18 protein-coding genes are annotated in these 17,334 nt (G+C 46.0%); 4 read left to right on the forward strand and 14 right to left on the reverse strand.

What is annotated here, in order from left to right:
• Positions 1-8: 8 nt before the first annotated feature.
• The 6 genes from UL82_RS10900 to dapE form a co-directional block, all read right to left on the reverse strand.
• On the reverse strand, positions 9-176 hold the full coding sequence (locus UL82_RS10900) for a DUF3117 domain-containing protein (protein WP_083966520.1): 168 nt from the start codon (positions 174-176) through the stop codon (positions 9-11).
• Between the two features lie 118 nt (positions 177-294).
• Complete coding sequence (locus tag UL82_RS07570; RefSeq protein WP_046440114.1) at positions 295-594, reverse strand: DivIVA domain-containing protein; 300 nt, start codon at positions 592-594, stop codon at positions 295-297.
• Between the two features lie 25 nt (positions 595-619).
• The gene (locus tag UL82_RS07575) at positions 620-1,351 is read right to left on the reverse strand and encodes a glucosyl-3-phosphoglycerate synthase (protein ID WP_046441373.1); all 732 of its coding nucleotides are present in this window, start codon (positions 1,349-1,351) and stop codon (positions 620-622) included.
• Positions 1,352-1,422: 71 nt separating this feature from the next.
• On the reverse strand, positions 1,423-2,235 hold the full coding sequence (gene folP, locus UL82_RS07580; protein WP_046441375.1) for a dihydropteroate synthase: 813 nt from the start codon (positions 2,233-2,235) through the stop codon (positions 1,423-1,425).
• Between the two features lie 50 nt (positions 2,236-2,285).
• Positions 2,286-3,095 (reverse strand): LOG family protein, encoded by an 810-nt coding sequence (locus tag UL82_RS07585; RefSeq protein ID WP_046440116.1) that lies wholly within the window; start codon positions 3,093-3,095, stop codon positions 2,286-2,288.
• Between the two features lie 56 nt (positions 3,096-3,151).
• A complete protein-coding gene (gene dapE / locus UL82_RS07590; protein WP_046441377.1) occupies positions 3,152-4,243 on the reverse strand; it encodes a succinyl-diaminopimelate desuccinylase in 1,092 nt (363 codons plus the stop codon).
• 87 nt (positions 4,244-4,330) lie between these two features.
• Between dapE and UL82_RS07595 the strand changes: the two genes are divergently transcribed.
• Positions 4,331-5,242 carry a DapH/DapD/GlmU-related protein gene (locus UL82_RS07595; RefSeq protein ID WP_046440118.1) on the forward strand — a complete coding sequence of 304 codons (912 nt, stop codon included), beginning with the start codon at positions 4,331-4,333 and terminating at the stop codon, positions 5,240-5,242.
• Between the two features lie 158 nt (positions 5,243-5,400).
• Here the strand turns inward: UL82_RS07595 and acpS are convergent, their stop codons facing one another.
• Complete coding sequence (gene acpS / locus UL82_RS07600; protein WP_046440120.1) at positions 5,401-5,793, reverse strand: holo-ACP synthase AcpS; 393 nt, start codon at positions 5,791-5,793, stop codon at positions 5,401-5,403.
• 133 nt (positions 5,794-5,926) lie between these two features.
• On the opposite strand from acpS, the gene UL82_RS07605 reads away from it, so the two are divergent.
• The 3 genes from UL82_RS07605 (at position 5,927) to UL82_RS07615 (ending at position 9,760) form a co-directional block, all read left to right on the forward strand.
• Positions 5,927-7,282, forward strand: coding sequence for an amino acid permease (locus tag UL82_RS07605; protein WP_046440121.1), 1,356 nt, complete (start codon positions 5,927-5,929; stop codon positions 7,280-7,282).
• Positions 7,283-7,287: 5 nt separating this feature from the next.
• The gene (dapD, locus tag UL82_RS07610) at positions 7,288-8,265 is read left to right on the forward strand and encodes a 2,3,4,5-tetrahydropyridine-2,6-dicarboxylate N-succinyltransferase (protein WP_046440122.1); all 978 of its coding nucleotides are present in this window, start codon (positions 7,288-7,290) and stop codon (positions 8,263-8,265) included.
• A 112-nt stretch (positions 8,266-8,377) separates the two neighbouring features.
• Positions 8,378-9,760, forward strand: coding sequence for an amino acid permease (locus tag UL82_RS07615; protein ID WP_046440124.1), 1,383 nt, complete (start codon positions 8,378-8,380; stop codon positions 9,758-9,760).
• A 56-nt stretch (positions 9,761-9,816) separates the two neighbouring features.
• On the opposite strand, the gene UL82_RS07620 is transcribed toward UL82_RS07615, so the two are convergent.
• From UL82_RS07620 to typA, 7 genes are all read right to left on the reverse strand, one after another.
• Positions 9,817-10,356 (reverse strand): GtrA family protein, encoded by a 540-nt coding sequence (locus tag UL82_RS07620; RefSeq protein ID WP_046441379.1) that lies wholly within the window; start codon positions 10,354-10,356, stop codon positions 9,817-9,819.
• Between the two features lie 171 nt (positions 10,357-10,527).
• On the reverse strand, positions 10,528-11,604 hold the full coding sequence (gene dapC, locus UL82_RS07625) for a succinyldiaminopimelate transaminase (protein ID WP_046440126.1): 1,077 nt from the start codon (positions 11,602-11,604) through the stop codon (positions 10,528-10,530).
• 103 nt (positions 11,605-11,707) lie between these two features.
• Complete coding sequence (gene fdxA, locus UL82_RS07630) at positions 11,708-12,025, reverse strand: ferredoxin (protein ID WP_046440128.1); 318 nt, start codon at positions 12,023-12,025, stop codon at positions 11,708-11,710.
• Positions 12,026-12,092: 67 nt separating this feature from the next.
• Complete coding sequence (locus UL82_RS07635; protein ID WP_046440129.1) at positions 12,093-12,479, reverse strand: hypothetical protein; 387 nt, start codon at positions 12,477-12,479, stop codon at positions 12,093-12,095.
• A complete protein-coding gene (gene mshB / locus UL82_RS07640; protein ID WP_046440132.1) occupies positions 12,476-13,366 on the reverse strand; it encodes an N-acetyl-1-D-myo-inositol-2-amino-2-deoxy-alpha-D-glucopyranoside deacetylase in 891 nt (296 codons plus the stop codon). The genes UL82_RS07635 and mshB overlap by 4 nt, the downstream gene beginning before the upstream one ends.
• Positions 13,353-15,014: an ABC transporter family substrate-binding protein gene (locus tag UL82_RS07645; RefSeq protein WP_158407831.1), complete on the reverse strand. Its 1,662-nt coding sequence runs from the start codon at positions 15,012-15,014 to the stop codon at positions 13,353-13,355. The genes mshB and UL82_RS07645 overlap by 14 nt, the downstream gene beginning before the upstream one ends.
• 101 nt (positions 15,015-15,115) lie before the next feature.
• The gene (gene typA, locus UL82_RS07650) at positions 15,116-17,026 is read right to left on the reverse strand and encodes a translational GTPase TypA (protein ID WP_046440133.1); all 1,911 of its coding nucleotides are present in this window, start codon (positions 17,024-17,026) and stop codon (positions 15,116-15,118) included.
• Positions 17,027-17,334 lie beyond the last annotated feature (308 nt).

Raw genomic sequence — 17,334 nt, forward strand, 5'->3', positions numbered from 1 at the left:
AAAAATTTTTATTGGGCAACATCAAGTAATAAAGCGCCAAGCTCGGCTGCTTCTTCCTTGTTCAACTCAATAACTAGCCGCCCACCACCATCGGTAGGGATACGCATAACAATTTTTCGAGACTCGAATACGGCTTCCATCGGACCATTTCCGGTACGTGGTTTCATTGCTGCCAAGAGGATCACTTACTTTCTAGTGTTGGCCAAGAACTCTTCCCAGTCTACCTGTTTCTTGCTGCAATTACGCGTAAAACATGATTTGCATCATAGAAAAGTTCACTTTGGACGGAAATTACTATGCGGGCAGATTTTCCTCATCTGCGATTGTATTCTTTGCTTGTACCTCAGCAAGTTGTTCTACTAGCTGCGTAATTACTGCATCAACTTGATCTTGTCGATAGCCTCTATGCACAACATCAAAACGCAATTGATCAATATCGCCTACTGCTATCGCCTGATAATTAGCTTTTTGGGTTTCTGCTAAATCAGTAGTCGGCGGTGTTATCTCACCACGACCAAAAACACCGGCAAACACAAATGTCATCACACCGACAAAAACGATCAACAGCATGATCAATAAAATCCAGGAAAACATATCCGTTTCTTTCTCTCTAACGCTATTACAACGACTTTAATGGAGGCCGAGAAGCAACAGAAACTTCCCCAAACCCGGCGCGACTAAGAATCGTTTGTGCCACCACATCTGCCATCGCAGATAATTCAGTTAGATCACGATTGCGATGCACTCGATGTCCTAGTTCTACTTCACAGATTGCATCCAAGCCATAGCGACGATAGACGTCGATAAGCAAACCAATTTCAACCCCATATCCACTCACAAATTCCAGGCTACGTGCGTTTTCGCGGCGCAGCGCATACTCGCCACCTAGCGGTTGAGCAATAGCGGCAAGTTCGGGGAAAAATGTGCGTAATAACGGCTTCGCAGTCAACTCTGTTACTCGACCGCCACCATATGGCTGTCCGTTATAACCACGAGTGTAATCGGCTTTGACTAAACAAATATTAGGATCAGCAAAAGGTTGTGCAAGCTGGACGACGGCGTGAGGTATAGGATGAATATCTGCGTCAATAAAAACTATTATCTCACCACGTGCAGCAGCCACACCACGCCATAAAGATTCTCCTTTACCAGGAATAGGAGACTGAGCAATAATTTCGCGCCAATTAATTACTCGTGCTCCAGCCGCATCAGCATTCCGCGCCGTCTGGTCGGTGGAATCGGCATCAATAACCAAAACCTCTTTGGGACGATCAGCTATTACCGAAGCCACGACATCAGCTACCGTATCTTGTTCATTCAATGCGGGAATAACCACCGACACCATAGACATATCTACTGTCATATCTGTCACGTTTTGTTTCAGTGTTTCCGGAGTAACTAATAGATGCCCAGTCTGAGCCTTCATGCTAGTCCCCGAGTTGTATACAGTGGTCGCACGGTTGCTTCAATAGCGGCAATCATTCGAATCGTGTCTACGGTTTCTTGTACTTCATGTGCTCTAATCGCTGCCACACCTCTAGCTACCGACCAGCTTGTTGCGGCTAAAGTTCCAGCAACTCGCTGATTAAGCTCACGATTTAAGGTTTCACCGACAAAGTCCTTATTAGATAAGGCCATAAGTACAGGCCAACCAGTTGCAACAATTTCGTCAATACGACGCAAAAGTTCTAGTCCGTGAAAAGTATTTTTACCGAAATCGTGAGTGGGATCAATCAAAATCATATCCTCTGGTACCCCACGAGCCACGGCTAGTTCTGCCTGAGCGGTGGTCTCTTCAATAACGCTACGCACCACATCATCAAAATGTACCCGGTAGGGGCGAGTTCGGGGAATAACGCCACCGGTATGCGAACATACATAGCCAACTCGATACTGTCCGGCTACCGCAGATAACTCTGGATCATGACCAGCCCAGGTATCGTTAACAAGACTGGCACCGGCTTCAATAGCTAGAGCTGCTACTTCACTGCGCCAGGTGTCTACCGAAATAACAATGTCTGGGTACTTTTCATGAACAGCTGCAATAAGTGGGACTACCCGATCTATTTCTTCTTCCGGACTAACAAAATCTCCTGGGCCTGCTTTAACTCCGCCAATATCGACAATCTTTGCACCTTGGTCAATTACTAATTGTGCACGTTCTAGAGCCACCTCAAAATTATTGGTTTTCCCCTGATCATAAAAAGAATCAGGAGTGCGATTAATAATCGCCATCACCACGGCTAGTCCGGCGTTATCGCCAGTAGTCTCAATAAAGCGTGAGATCACTGGCGAACCTGCTGAATTGGGGTTTCTGGAACAATTGGTGTGCTATCTACCATTCGAGCATGTTCACTCTTGATATATTCCACTGCTTCATCAACACTATCGGTAACTAAGAAAAGATCCGTATCGCCAGTATTAATAACGCCCTCGCTAACTAAACGATCACGTAACCAATCCACCAGACCAGACCAGAAATCTACACCCATTAATACAATGGGGAAATTTGTTACCTTCTTGGTTTGTACCATACACAGCACTTCAAAAAGTTCATCGAGAGTGCCCATTCCACCAGGAATACAAACAAAAGCCTGTGAATATTTCAAAAACATAGTCTTGCGGGCAAAGAAATAGCGGAAGTTTAACCCAAGATCAACGTATTCATTAAGACCTTGTTCAAAAGGCAACTCAATGCCTAGTCCTACCGATAACCCACCGGCTTCAAAAGCACCACGATTAGCTGCCTCCATTAAGCCTGGTCCGCCACCGGTAATAACTGCATAATGAGCTTCAGCAAGTTTCTTACCGACTTCACAACCTAGCTGATAATAAGGATGACCTTCAGAAATACGTGCTGAACCAAATACCGTTACTGCCTTGGGTAAACCAGCTAGGGCATCAAAACCGGTAACGAATTCTCCTTGAATGCGCAATACTCGCCATGGATCAGCATGTAACCAATCATGGTCACTGCCAAGCTCTAATAGTCGCTGATCATAGGTAGAACTTTGTTCCTGATCCCGAGTACGGATAAGCATCGGGCCACGCAGCATACGTTTTTTATTATCAGAAGGGTTAACTTTTGAGGACATATAAGGTATTCCTTTAACTTTTTTATTTTTGTGGCATTAACATAAGGAAGCTTTAGCTAAAACTGACTGCTTAAAAAGTTTATAAGAGCATTTTTTACTTCCGTAATCATCGCAACCGGTAATTGTTCCTCTTTTTTATGCGCGAATGATGGATCACCGGGACCGAAGTTAACCGCTGGTATGCCTAATTCACTAAAACGGGCCACATCTGTCCAGCCATATTTTGCTCGTACTTGACCAACTGATTTCACTAATGCTTGTGCCGCTGGTTGATCAAGCCCAGGTCGTGCTGCGGCAACCGCATCATCAACTTCGTAACTTATTGTCTCAGGTAGATTGAGAACTTCTAATAAGTACTGCATCGCCTCAGCTAGGCTTCGATCGGGTGCGAAACGGAAGTTAACAAATAACCAAGCTTCATCAGGAATAGTGTTAGTAGCAACCCCAGATTCAATATGCACAATATTTAATCCTTCCCGATAAGTGCACCCATCTACTTCTACTGCTTCCCGAGGCTGATACTGTGCAATACGGCTAATAACTGGTGCTAGTTGATGCATAGCATTCACGCCTAACCAGCTGCGTGCCGAATGCGCTCGAACGCCTCTTGCAGTAATTCGTAATCTGATTGAGCCTTGACACCCTGCTTCAACAATCGCCCCACTTGGTTCGCCTAACAAGGCTAAATCACCTGCTAACCACTGTGGATAAACAGTTTGTATATGCCCTAAACCATTAAATTCACTAGCGACTTCTTCCCCCTCATAACAAATAAGGGTAAGTTCATGGCTGAGTTGGTCGCTATTAGCTAGCTCCACAAAAGCGCTAATATAACAAGCCAAACCAGATTTCATATCCACAGTGCCGCAACCATACAAAATGTCGTCGATACGCTGTGCCGGAATATTATCGGCAATAGGAACGGTATCAATATGCCCAGCTAAAATAATCCGGCTTCCTAATCCACGTTGGGTACGCGCCATAACAGTATTTCCATGGCGGAGTACTTCCACATGATTGGTGTTCTGAGCAAAAATTCGCAGCGCCTGTTCAAGCTCATCAGCAATACGCTTTTCTTCATGCGATGGACTAGGAATATCAACTAATGCACGAGTCAGTTCAATGGGATCCTGGGACAAATTCAGCATGTTCACCACAATAGTCGTTATTAAAACACTCTTGGTTTTTATGTCCACTTCGGCAATTAGTTTTGAAAGAAGTAAACTAGCAGCATTATGAGTTTGCTCGGAGCCCATGCCATCGGAATTGCTAATATCGCTATGGACGCAACGGTACTAGATACTTGGTACCCTAGTCCCGAGTTAACTACTCATATCACCCATCCCACTGGTTCTGTGCGCCTTGGTGCCCATGATCTCAGCCCCAAGCTGCTTAACCTTGTGCGTCTCGACGAAGACCGCATGGTCGAACAAGTTGCAGTTCGTACCACAATTACTGATCTTAATGCGCCACCAGTTGATGCACACGATGTATACCTACGGCTGCATTTACTCAGTCACCGCTTGGTGAAGCCACATGAACTCAATATGGATAAATGTCTTGAGCTGCTCGCTACGGTGGTATGGACAAATAAAGGTCCATGTCTCACCGATAATTTTGAGCAGGTACGTACTTCGTTACGCTCCCGTGGTCTCATCCACGTATATGGTATTGATCGTCTGCCACGCATGGTTGACTATGTAGTACCCAGCGGGGTCAATATCACCGAAGCTGAACGAGTTCGCCTAGGGGCATATCTTTCTCCTGGTACCCGAGTATTACGCGAAGGTTTTGTCTCTTATAATGCGGGTTCTCTTGGCCCGTGCCGTATTGAGGGTCGTCTTTCTTCCGGTGTGGTTATCGGGGAAAATACTGATCTAGGAATTTCTTCTTCGCTTATTTCGCCCAAAGAATCACGTCAGCTTAAAGTCGGTAAAGACTGCACTTTCGGCGTGGGTACATCGGTGTTATGCATTAACTTAGGCGATAACGTCCATATCGGACACAATATTGTTCTCGACCGAGAAACCCCGTTATATTCAGCTGCTACTGGTGATGTTATCCCAGCAGCACAGATCGAGTTTGAATCGAATATTACAATTCGTATGGAAGCCGGGCATCCAGAGCCAGTGATTCGTAAACTCTAGGGAAATCGTGCATCTTTTTGCATTTTCAGTTTTCATCTCGCCCCACACCGTACTGGGTCAGTTTATTTGCCCCAGTACAAGTACTAAGCGTTGAAGCTAAAACTTTTACCAAGAACGCTTAGCTCAGTATGACTGCGCGTATAATCCAAGTCGAAGTTTTATTCGTCGGTATGCAGCAAGCATGAAGCTATCGCATAATCACCGTCGTGGCTAATACTTAACTGTGCTTGACTGATCCCGCTTTTAGCCTGCATGCTTCCTTTAATCTGTAGTTGTGGTCGACCCCAACGATCTGCAATGACCTCTATCTCGGCCCACACCACATCCTGTTCAGACATAACCGGTGGCATACCAAATAACGACTGCGACCAGGCTTTGATAAAAGCTTCCTTGGCTGCCCACCGCCCTGCTAAATGGGCTGCCCGATATGTTTTAGTAGTAGCTAGGCGTAATTCCAGGGCACTAAAAACATTGTCAAAATGGCTACCAGGCACCACCAGCTGTGTCTCAAAGCTGGGAATATACACAATATCTATTCCATGAAAAATCACGTCTTTATTCTGGCAGAGTTTTATTCTCGACTCCCACTTGATGCGTTAGGTATTTTTAATAATTTTTCTGCTCACCACACCGAAAGAAACTCCATGCGGGTTTTTTAGGCGCGCCGGGTTAAGGTTATTGCCTATGAGCGAGAACAATTTAAGCCATGGGCTCAAAACGCGTCACCTAACAATGATGGGTTTGGGCTCGGCAATCGGTGCTGGACTATTTCTTGGCACCGGTGTGGGTATCCAAGTAGCAGGCCCTGCCGTTTTAATTGCATATATCATTGCCGGAGCCTTGATCGTCTGCGTGATGCAAATGCTTGGTGAGCTAGCCGCCGCTAGACCAAGTTCAGGTTCCTTTGCAGAATATGCTCGACAAGCCTTTGGCCACTGGGCTGGTTTTTCTCTTGGCTGGCTTTATTGGTTCATGCTCACGATGGTACTCGGTGCAGAAATGACTGGCGCAGCTGCTATTATCGGCGCTTGGTTTAATGTTGCTCCCTGGATTCCCGCACTCATCTGTGTCATTATTTTCGCCGTTATTAATCTGGCACAGGTGGAAGGTTTTGGTGAATTTGAGTTTTGGTTTGCTTTTATCAAAGTTGCGGTCATTATCGGCTTCCTTATTATCGGTGTGCTGCTTATCTTTGGCCTACTTCCCGGCCATAGTTATATCGGCACTGATATTTTCGCCAGCAGCGATTTTATGCCCAATGGTATTGCTGGGGTGGCTGCTGGACTTTTAGCAGTAGCCTTCGCTTTTGGTGGTATCGAAATTGTTACCATTGCTGCTGCGGAATCACGCGACCCTAAAACAGCAATCGCAACTGCTGTCCGCTCAGTTATTTGGCGTATTTCTTTCTTCTATATTGGTAGCGTTTTAATTATCTGCTTCCTACTTCCCTACTCTCAGATTTCTGGTGCCGAGAGCGCTGCTGAATCGCCTTTTACCATGGTGTTATCCCAAGCAAATATTCCTGGGGTAGTTGGTTTCATGGAATTAGTTATTGTCTTAAGCCTGCTCTCGGCATTTAATGCCCAGATCTACGCGACCAGTCGTATGGTGCATAATTTTGCTCAGCGTGGCGATGCCCCAAAGATTTTCTCCATGACCAATGTTTCTGGCGTACCAATTTTTGCGGTTCTACTATCTATGGTCTTTGCTTTTGCCTCAGTGGGTCTCCAATATTGGAATCCACCAGGATTATTGACCTTCTTACTTAATGCTGTAGGTGGCTGCTTAATTGTATTGTGGCTTATTGTGACCTTGGCGCATATCAAGCTTCGCCCTGAATTAAAGCAAAATAATGAATTAGCAACTATTCGTATGTGGGGTTATCCCTGGTTATCCTGGCTCACATTCCTCGGTCTTGTTGCGCTCACTATTTTGATGCTCTTTGATCCTTCTAGCCGACAGCAAATTTTTGCGGTTAGCGCTATGTTTGTCGGTTTAATCGTTGTTTCATTCTTTGTTAAAAAACCTCAAGTAGGCTAATCATTATGACGTACGCATTTGCAACTGGACTTGCCACTGTTTCCCAGGACGGAACTATTCTTGATGCTTGGTTTCCCAACCCAGAGCTTTTCGACGGCTCAGCTCACGATCTAACCCCCGGTACCGAAACCATTGCGGCACCAGCCGAGCTTGCCATGCTCGTTGGACCAGATCTAGACCGTGGTGTAGAACGCATTGCTATTCGCACTACTATCGCTAACTTAGCTGAGGCACCTCTTGATGCCTACGATGCTTACCTTCGTCTGCATCTACTCAGTCATCGCCTTGTACAACCTCATGGGCTCAACCTAGATGGCATTTTTGGATTATTAACCAATGTGGTCTGGACAAACTTTGGTCCTTGTCTACCAGCCGGTTTTGAACTTACCCGTGCCAAACTTCAAGCACGTGGCGCAGTGACGGTATTCTCCGTCGATAAGTTTCCTCGCATGATTGATTATGTTATGCCGACCGGCGTACGCATTGGCGATGCCGACCGGGTACGTCTAGGTGCACACCTAGCTGAAGGCACTACTGTCATGCACGAAGGTTTCGTCAATTTCAATGCCGGTACCCTAGGCAACTCAATGGTTGAAGGACGAATTTCAGCTGGTGTTGTCGTTGACGATGGCACCGATATTGGCGGTGGCGCCTCGATTATGGGCACCCTATCTGGCGGTGGTAAAGAAGTTATTTCCTTAGGTAAGCGCTGCTTACTAGGGGCTAATTCTGGCTGCGGAATTTCCCTCGGTGATGACTGTGTTGTCGAAGCCGGTCTGTACATTACTGCCGGCACCAAAGTTACCGTCCGCGGCGCAGTTGCTGAGGCAAAACAGTGCAATGACGGCGATACACTGAAAGCCCTAGAGCTGTCTGGTGCCTCTAATATTTTATTCCGTCGCAATTCAGTTAGTGGCGCTGTTGAGGCAACGGCATGGAAGTCGGCTACTATCACCCTCAACGCAGCGCTACATGCAAACTAGCCAGCATATTACTTACCTAAACTCGAAAAAGAATCTTTTTCTCGCTTGTCTTTTGGATAAAAGGCGGGCGAGTTTTCTTTTCTTAAGGGTCTAGCACCTAAAGTTAAACGTTATGAGCAATTCTTTAGGCTCCGGACTAAAAGTTCGGCACTTAACAATGATGGGCTTAGGTTCGACAATCGGTGCCGGTCTTTTTCTTGGCACCGGTGTGGGCATTCAAGCCGCCGGCCCAGCAGTAGTGCTGGCTTATCTTATCGCAGGCACTATTGCAGTATTGGTAATGCGTATGCTTGGCGAAATGGGTTCTGTAGTTCCCGCCTCAGGTTCTTTTTCCGAATACGCCGAACATGGTATTGGCCGTTGGGCAGGTTTTACCCAAGGCTGGATTTATTGGCTAGCCACCGTTGCTGTTTTAGGCGCAGAAATTACCGGTGCAGCAAGTTTTATTGGCTCCTGGTTTAATATTGCGGCATGGATTCCAGCAGCTATTTGTGTTGTCGTTTTTGGCATTATTAATTTATTGCGTGTTTCTGCCTTTGGAGAATTTGAGTTTTGGTTCGCTTTTATTAAAGTAGCCGTGCTTATTGGGTTTCTTATTATTGGTGTATTACTTATTTTTGGTTTGCTTCCTGGCCATAGCTTTATTGGCACTAATATTTTTACTGCCAATGGGTTTATGCCTCATGGCATAGGGGGTGTAGCCACCGCGCTACTTGCAGTTGCCTTTGCCTTTGGTGGCATTGAAGTAGTTGCTATCGCCGCCGCAGAATCGGAAGATCCACAACGATCGCTGATTAACGCAGTCAAATCAACTATTACTCGAATCAGTATTTTTTACCTGGGTTCGGTACTAGTTATTACTTTCCTTTTACCCTATTCTTCCTTAGGCGCTGCCCAGTCTGCTGCAGAAAGTCCTTTTACGCAAGTACTTTCACTAGCAAATATCCCTGGGGTAGTCGGCTTTATGGAAGTAGTTATTGTGTTAGCGTTACTTTCTGCGTTTAATGCACAGATCTTTGCTTCCTCGCGCATGATGTTCTCGCTTGCGCAACGCGGTGAAGCACCCGCAATATTTACCCGTACTAATCAGCGCAATGTACCAGTAGCAGCTATTTGTTTGAGCGTATTCTTAAGCACCATTATGGTTGTGCTCAATTATCTGGATACCGGTTGGTTGCTTGGTTTTATGCTTAATTCTGCCGGAGCGTCACTGCTTATCGTATGGACTTTTGTGGCCATTGCCGAATTAAATCTGCGTCCACGGTTAGAAAAAATTTATCGCCTTGAGACCCGCATGTGGGCTTATCCTTATCTCACCTGGGCAACTCTTATTGCTCTAGCCGGGTTAGCATTACTCATGCTTTCGGATGCCGGTGCACGCGTGCAACTATATAGTGCTGCAATTATGTTTGTAGCTTTGGTTATCGCCAGCTTTATCAACGCACGACTACGTTCATTAAATCCCCTAGAAAAAATAGCGCTTCCAGGAGAATAAGAAATAAAAAATGCTTGTAGGAAAACCCTACAAGCATTTTTTATTTTTATGCTGCTTTAACTGGGTACAGCTTCTAGTATCACTTGTGTTTTAGGTTTCCTAAATGCCCATGTTTTATTAATAAGGAAATTAATGGGCATAGCCACAATAATTGAGATTGCCGACGCCCAATAAACTTTGGTACGAAAACCAGTGGAATCGTCGAAAAGCGTCGTAGAGAGTGCAATCGGCGATGTCGGATTCATTAATAAAGTTGCTAGAACCTGGCTCACTACAAAAGCTCCCAAACCAGTAATTAAAAAGGGAAAGAAACCTCGCCACCAACTGCGCGCATATTTGGATTTAAATGTCCACATGCGGTTGAGCTGATAATTCCACGTATTAGCTGCTAAAAAGGCAATGGTCATAAAAACATTAAACCAACGCACATGGAAAGGAGTATCTAAAAGATTAAAAACTGCATCATGTTCGGTCATATCCGTAACAATGAGCATAGTTTTACGCAGTACATAGATAACCGCGAGATTAACTACTACGCCAGAACCGCCGACAATCCCGAATTTAATGAATTGTCGTAAGTTTCTGCTTAACCGCATCGCAGGTGTTTCGCTCACTCGGAACCTCTCTTATGGTGTGCAACCCGGTAAATCATACTCTGTCTGAGTGAATTTCTAGGTATCTCCTATTAGGTTGTTTACTGTGCGCGCACTAAAAAGCAACAAGAATAAGCAATCCTGCAATAAATCTAAAGTATTCGGTGGTTATTTTTAGGCTATTCGACGAACAAATTCTGCAATGCGTTCATCAGTTTCGGTCAGCGCAATGCGGACAAATTTCTGCGATGCAGTGCCATAAAAAGAACCAGGGGCTACTAGAATGCCGCGCTCGGCAAACCAATCCACGGTATCCCAGCAGTCTTCATCCCGGGTAAGCCACAAATATAGTCCTGCTTCAGAATCATGCACTGTAAAGCCAGCACCTAGCACAGCATCATAGAGTGCCCGACGCCGTAATTGATAGCGTTGTTTTTGGAATAGCTCTTGTTCATCATCATCAAGCGCATAAGCCATAGCAGCTTGGACTGGTCCGGGCACCATTAATCCGGAGTGCTTACGCAACTGAGTAAGCTCGTTGATGAGGTCTTTATCTCCAGCTAAAAATCCTGCCCGATAACTAGCTAGATTCGAGGTTTTTGACAAGGAGTGGATAGCAATAAGATTGCGATGATCTCCGCCAGATACTTCATCAGAAAGAATAGAATAGGCTTTTTTATCCCAGGTAAGGCCGAGATAGCATTCGTCAGAAGCAATAATCACATCATTGCTGCGTGCCCAGCTAATTAGCTCTTTTAAAAACTCTACATCGAGCACTTTGCCAGTAGGGTTAGCCGGTGAATTGATAAAGATTAAATCTATTTCATTACCATTACTGCTGCGCGGATCATCAAGACGCTGAGGGGTAGCACCAGCAAGTAAGGCAGCAACTTCATAGGTAGGATAAGCAACCTCAGGAATAAGTATTGTAGCGTTACACCCCAGCAAACTAGGCAGTAAAGCAATTGCTTCTTTAGTGCCGATCACCGGCAAGACATTTTCTACCGTGCACGCATATCGACGCTGCATAGCAGCAATAATCGCCTGACGCAGCGCCGGAGTACCAATGGTTTGTGGGTATCCTGATGCGGCTGCATTTTCTGCTAATGCCAGCTGAATACCAGGAGCCACATCATCAACTGGTGAGCCAACAGAAAGGTTCACTATACCGTTTGGATGTTTAGCTGCCTTATTTTTGGCAGGTTCTAAAGTATCCCATGGGAAATCGGGTAGACGAAGGCTATGTCGCATAAGAAACCTTACCTTTAGCTCTTTTCCTAGATGTTTTAACCTCACCGGCGTGATACATCTTTATATACCAGGTGGCACCTAGCTTAGTTGCGCCTAGATAAAATTAGGCTTGTGGTGGAAGTGCTTCAACTAATGGGGCATCAAAATCTTGTGGACCAAGTTTGGCTGCCCCACCTGGGGATCCTAGATCATCAAAGAAAGCCGCATTAGCATCGTTATAGTCGAGCCATTCATCAGGAACGTCATCTTCATAAAAAATAGCTTCAACTGGGCAAGCTGGTTCGCAGGCACCGCAATCCACACATTCATCAGGGTGAATATATAAGGAACGTTTACCCTCATAAATGCAATCGACGGGGCATTCTTCGACGCAAGCTCTATCCATGACATCAACGCAGGGCTGTGCGATTGTGTACGTCATTATTAAACAGTCACTCCAAGTATTTCAAGGATCTTTAAATAGGGTGTTAGGCGATCGTCCTATTATGTCACTTTTGTTTAATTATTGGCCACATGCCGCCGAGAACACCAAAGATCAACAATAAAATACTACGGATATTTGAGCCAAGAAACTGCGAACCAAGCGCTCCAGGAAAGATTATAAGAAGCAAATAGCCTGCGCTCCACACTAAAAGTGGAATAGCTTGAATGAAGCCGTTATCACTCCATAATTTTGCTGTGTTAGTAAGCACAATATTAAATAAAAGGGCAATCACGATTGTATAGGGAACCGCTACCCCACCGATCCAGGTGCCTAGATAAACCACTTCCATAAGTAACGATGCCGCGGCACCTATGCTCAACCAGAACAATCCCATAACCATCTCGAAACGAGAAAAATCTGTGTTGATATGGCGTTCAGTTACATGACTCATAAAAGCCCCGCCGCGATCTCTCTTGGCTGCGCGGTTGGATCTTCGCCACCGCCGTATTGATAAAACTCTTGGCGCAATAGTGGTTGGGCAATAAGGTTCGAGAGCGCAAAAACATAGGGCACTTCACTAGGATTGCTTATCGATGCTACTACTGAATGCGGGTTTACCTTACTGATTGATCCATCTGCAATCCATAACTGGGTAGGATGTGCCCGCATAGCTGCTACTTTTGCTGCAACGTCTAACTCTGATAATTCAACTTTTATATCTACTTCATCAACACATGCTATTTCTGCCTCACGAGCGGTCTTCCAACCAACCGGAGTAGTAAATTGTTGTAGTCCGTGCTGGAGATGCTCACGCGAGGTTACTGCCCATAATATCCGCGGGATTGTAACGACCTGGGCTGCTTCATGAACAATATGATGAGCACGAATATGATCTGGATGCCCATAACCACCATCAGGACCATAGGTAATAACTAACTGTGGGCTTAATCGCTGAAAAATTTCAATAAGTTGTGCTACTGCTTTTCCCCCAGAATGGATAAAAGCACGTGGATGTTCATTGGCTGGATCCCCCTTCATTCCAGAATCACGCCAATAGCCAGCCCCACCTAAAAATTCTCCCCGTACGCCAAGAGTCGCTAAAGATTTTTCTAACTCAGCAATCCGAAAACCACCAAGCTGGTCAGCCTGATCCGCAACTAAATGCGAAAAAGGCTTGCCAATAACCTCGCCTTGTTCACCCAAAGTACAGGTCACCACAGTTATATCGGCACCCCGGCGCGCCAACTGAGCAAGTGCTCCGCCGGTCCAAATTGCTTCATCGTCTGGGTGTGCATGGACAGCGACCACGCTTAGGCCAACTAAATCACGATTGTTCACGAGTACTCCACGTTTGTATTGAGGTTAAGCCATAAGGCCATGAGGATAATTCTTCTGTCGGGCCAATAATAGACTCTCCTAATACTTCTAGGTGTACATCACCTAGAAGCGGCAAGATTAATGAACGCGGCGTAGAAAGTTCGACAGCTAATTGTTCTGCATCAAGTTCACCAAGAAGATAGTTATTAATTGCCTGATCAACATGGGCAGAACAGAAACCAGTCAGGTTTGTTCCGCCATAGGTGGTAAGTAATTGTTCTTCTTCTGGAACAGCTGTAGAACTACTTGGCAGCACTGATTCAGTAACTACCGATGATGCGTGGCTTGGCTGATCTTCTTCAAGGATGTTTTCTAGATAGCGGCTGCTAGTAGAGATGCTTGTAGTAGCTGTGTGGTTTACTGATTCGCGACATTGGAATTGCCCGAGCTCATTATGCGGCATCCAGGCGATAACAGCAGCTAAGTCTTTTCGCTGAAATAACTGGCTTATCGGCATTTCTATTAATCGAACCAAAATATTTTTCTGAACCAGCATATCTCGGATGGTTCGTGCTGCTACCGCAGCGGTAGCATTGCTTGGATCAACGCCTAAGGTAATAGAAGTAGTTGGTACCGAAATCTCAGCTTCCTGTGCGGTATCCGGGTACTGGATGCCAAGGTTTTCGGTTCGTCCACTAGCAATATGTGCGACTCGTACTCGATCAATCATTTTTATTAATTGTTCGCGTATTTCCGCATCCAAAGCAGCATTAAAATGCATGCTAAGTACCCTATCTGTGGTTTCTTGGCGGATCTGTGCCCCGGGGATAAGTTCAAAGGCAAGCTGTGCGGTTTGGGTGGGAGTTATGTCAATAAAACCAAGCTGACCATTTTCGATCATGGCGACTGCCTGTGTGGTAGAGCGTAGTTCTCTAAAGATTAATTGTTCCGTTTTAGCGGGTTGTTTTCCCCAAAATCGGTCATTTCGATTGAGGGTCATAACTCCTCGTTGTCGATCAATATTTCCTATTGAATAGCGTGCGCCGGATGCTGGGATTCCTTCGGAAAGAGCAAGAGTAAAGCTTTGTCCACGCACTAGATGTGATGGTATAAGGTGAGTGAACAGCTGTTGCCAATTGGCAATTGGTTCTGTGAGATCAACAAAAACAGTTTTACCACCATTGGTAGAACGGATGGCGTCAATTTTGCGGTATAAAGCGTGATTCAGTGTTCCTGGATTAGTAGTAATTTGTTGCCATAAATATTCAAAGTCACTCACGGTAATGGGTGTGCCATCACTCCATTGCGCTTCATTAGTTATTTCATAACGAATCGTCTGAGCGCCCATAAGTGAGCTAGCCTGGTTACTTGTTTCTGGTTCTATGGCAGCAATGCTAAGAAGGTCACGATTAAGTTCACCACCAATAAAGGCACTAGGAAGTACTAGTTCAGATAAGGTGCGGGTAAAACGAGAATCGTCGATAAGCAAATGTGGGTTATAGCCCGCCTCGATGGGATCAATTCCTACGGAAATGTGCGACAGCTTTTTTTCTTCGACTGCTTTAGGCGTACTTGTCGTGGTCTCAGTCGATGCCTCTTCTATAGGAGCTGGCCCTGGATTCGCAGAACATGCTACCAACAGCGAGCAACTCACTAAAGGTATAAGCACACGACACATCATAGAAAGACAGTTTAGTAGACAAGAAAGACTAACGCCGTTTTAGGAAAGAGCTTTCCTAAAACGGCGTTGAGTTAAGTAAAAAACTATTTTTACTTGTTAAGGTTCTTCTGACGGCTACGTGCACGGGCACGCTCGGTGGCATTCAGGATTACCTTTCGCACCCGTAGCGCGTTTGGTGCAACTTCGACGCATTCGTCGTTGCCACAGAATTCTAATGCTTCTTCTAAGGAAAGTGTGCGTGCCTTAGCCAAAGTTACGGTGGCATCTGCAGTGGCAGAGCGCATATTGGTGAGCTTCTTTTCTTTAGTGATGTTGATATCCATATCTTCATCACGGTTGTTTGAGCCCACAACCATGCCTTCATAGGCCTCCGCACCTGGTTCAACGAAGAAGCTACCGCGATCAGCTAGCTGAGTTAGTGCATAGGCCGTAACCTGACCGGAACGATCAGCAACCAAAGAGCCAGCCGCACGCGACTTAATATCGCCTGCCCATACATCCAAACCATCAGAAATTGAGTTTGCAATACCTGCACCGCGTGTTTCGGTCATAAACTGGGTACGGAAACCAATAAGACCACGTGCAGGAACCCGGAAGACCATGCGAACCCAATCGCCTTCACGCACATCCATCGCCTGCATTTGTCCCTTACGGGTAGCCAGTAGCTGAGTAATAGCGCCTTGATATTCCGAAGGTGAATCTACGGTAAGCATTTCATAAGGCTCGTGGATCTTGCCGTCGATTTCTTGGGTAACAACCTGTGGCTTACCAACGGTAAGTTCAAAGCCTTCGCGACGCATGGATTCGATCAGCACCGAAAGTGCCATTTCACCACGGCCTTGAACTTCCCAGGCATCGGGACGTTCAGTAGGCAAAACGCGGATAGAAACGTTACCGATAAGTTCTTGTTCTAGTCGAGCTTTAACCACACGCGCAGTAAGTTTGTCACCGCCACCTTGTCCAGCCATAGGAGATGTGTTTACCCCAATAGTCATAGAAATGGCTGGCTCATCAACGGTAATTCGTGGCAAAGCAACTGGGTTTTCTACATCGGCAATAGTATCGCCGATCATAATGTCAGAAATACCAGAAATAGCGACAATATCGCCAGCGATAGCTTCTTGTGCTGGCTGACGCTCAAAACCAACTGTGCGCAAAAGCTCAGCGACCTTTACCGTCTTAGTGTGCTGATTGCCTTCATCGTCATAGTGAATCCAAGCAACCTGCTGGCCCTTACGGATAGTGCCAGCATAAATGCGCAATAAAGCAATACGACCTAAGAAGTCCGAGGAATCTAAGTTGGTAACATGTGCCTGCAAAGGAGCATCCACATTTGCTGATGGTTCTGGCAACACATCGTAGATAACATCAAATAGTGGCTGTAGATCCTCACCAGCTGGAACATTTCCATCGCCAGGGTTCTCAGTCGAAGCAACACCAGCACGACCAGAGGCGTAAAGCACTGGTAGATCAAGTAGCTCTTCGGCAGCAGCTGCAGCTTCTTCATCATCGAGGCCTGCAGCGATCTCCAACAAGAGATCCTGGGATTCGGCAACGACTTCCTCGATACGCGCATCTGGGCGATCGGTTTTGTTCACCGCAATAATCACCGGAAGTTTAGCTTCAAGTGCCTTGGTGAGCACGAAACGAGTTTGTGGCAATGGCCCTTCCGAAGCGTCAACAAGCAGAACTACCCCGTCAACCATGGAAATGCCGCGCTCAACCTCGCCACCGAAGTCGGCGTGACCTGGGGTGTCAATCACGTTAATGATGAGGTCATTGCCATCTTTTCCAGCGCCTTTGCGATGAATTGCGGTGTTTTTAGCCAAAATGGTGATGCCGCGCTCACGCTCTTGATCGTTTGAGTCCATGACCCGATCTGTGTGCTCACCGTGATCACCAAAGGCGCCGGATTGCTCCAACATGCCATTAACCAATGTGGTTTTACCGTGGTCAACGTGTGCAACAATGGCGACATTACGAAATTCTGGACGGGTCAAAAGTTACTCCTGTGGGTTGGCCGTCCCCGGCAAGGGTTTAACACATGCGGTGTTTATTGCCTTCACCCTGGCACCTATTACCCTGGGCGAATACCATGTGAATTTTAAAGAAACTTTCACATTTTGGGGACTAATTTTTTAAGCGTGTTTACGTTACTCCACCAAGGCACCCCCGCGCATCTTGAGAGCCACAAAGCATTTCCTACATCACAAAAATCCAGTATTGTCAGCTAGCTAGCAGCATTTCTCAAATCTGCCACCACCAAGCGTTATCTTCTTGCTTTGCGACGATTGCTATCCACTTTGGC

It is taken from the genome of Corynebacterium kutscheri (assembly GCF_000980835.1).
GTDB lineage: Bacteria > Actinomycetota > Actinomycetes > Mycobacteriales > Mycobacteriaceae > Corynebacterium > Corynebacterium kutscheri.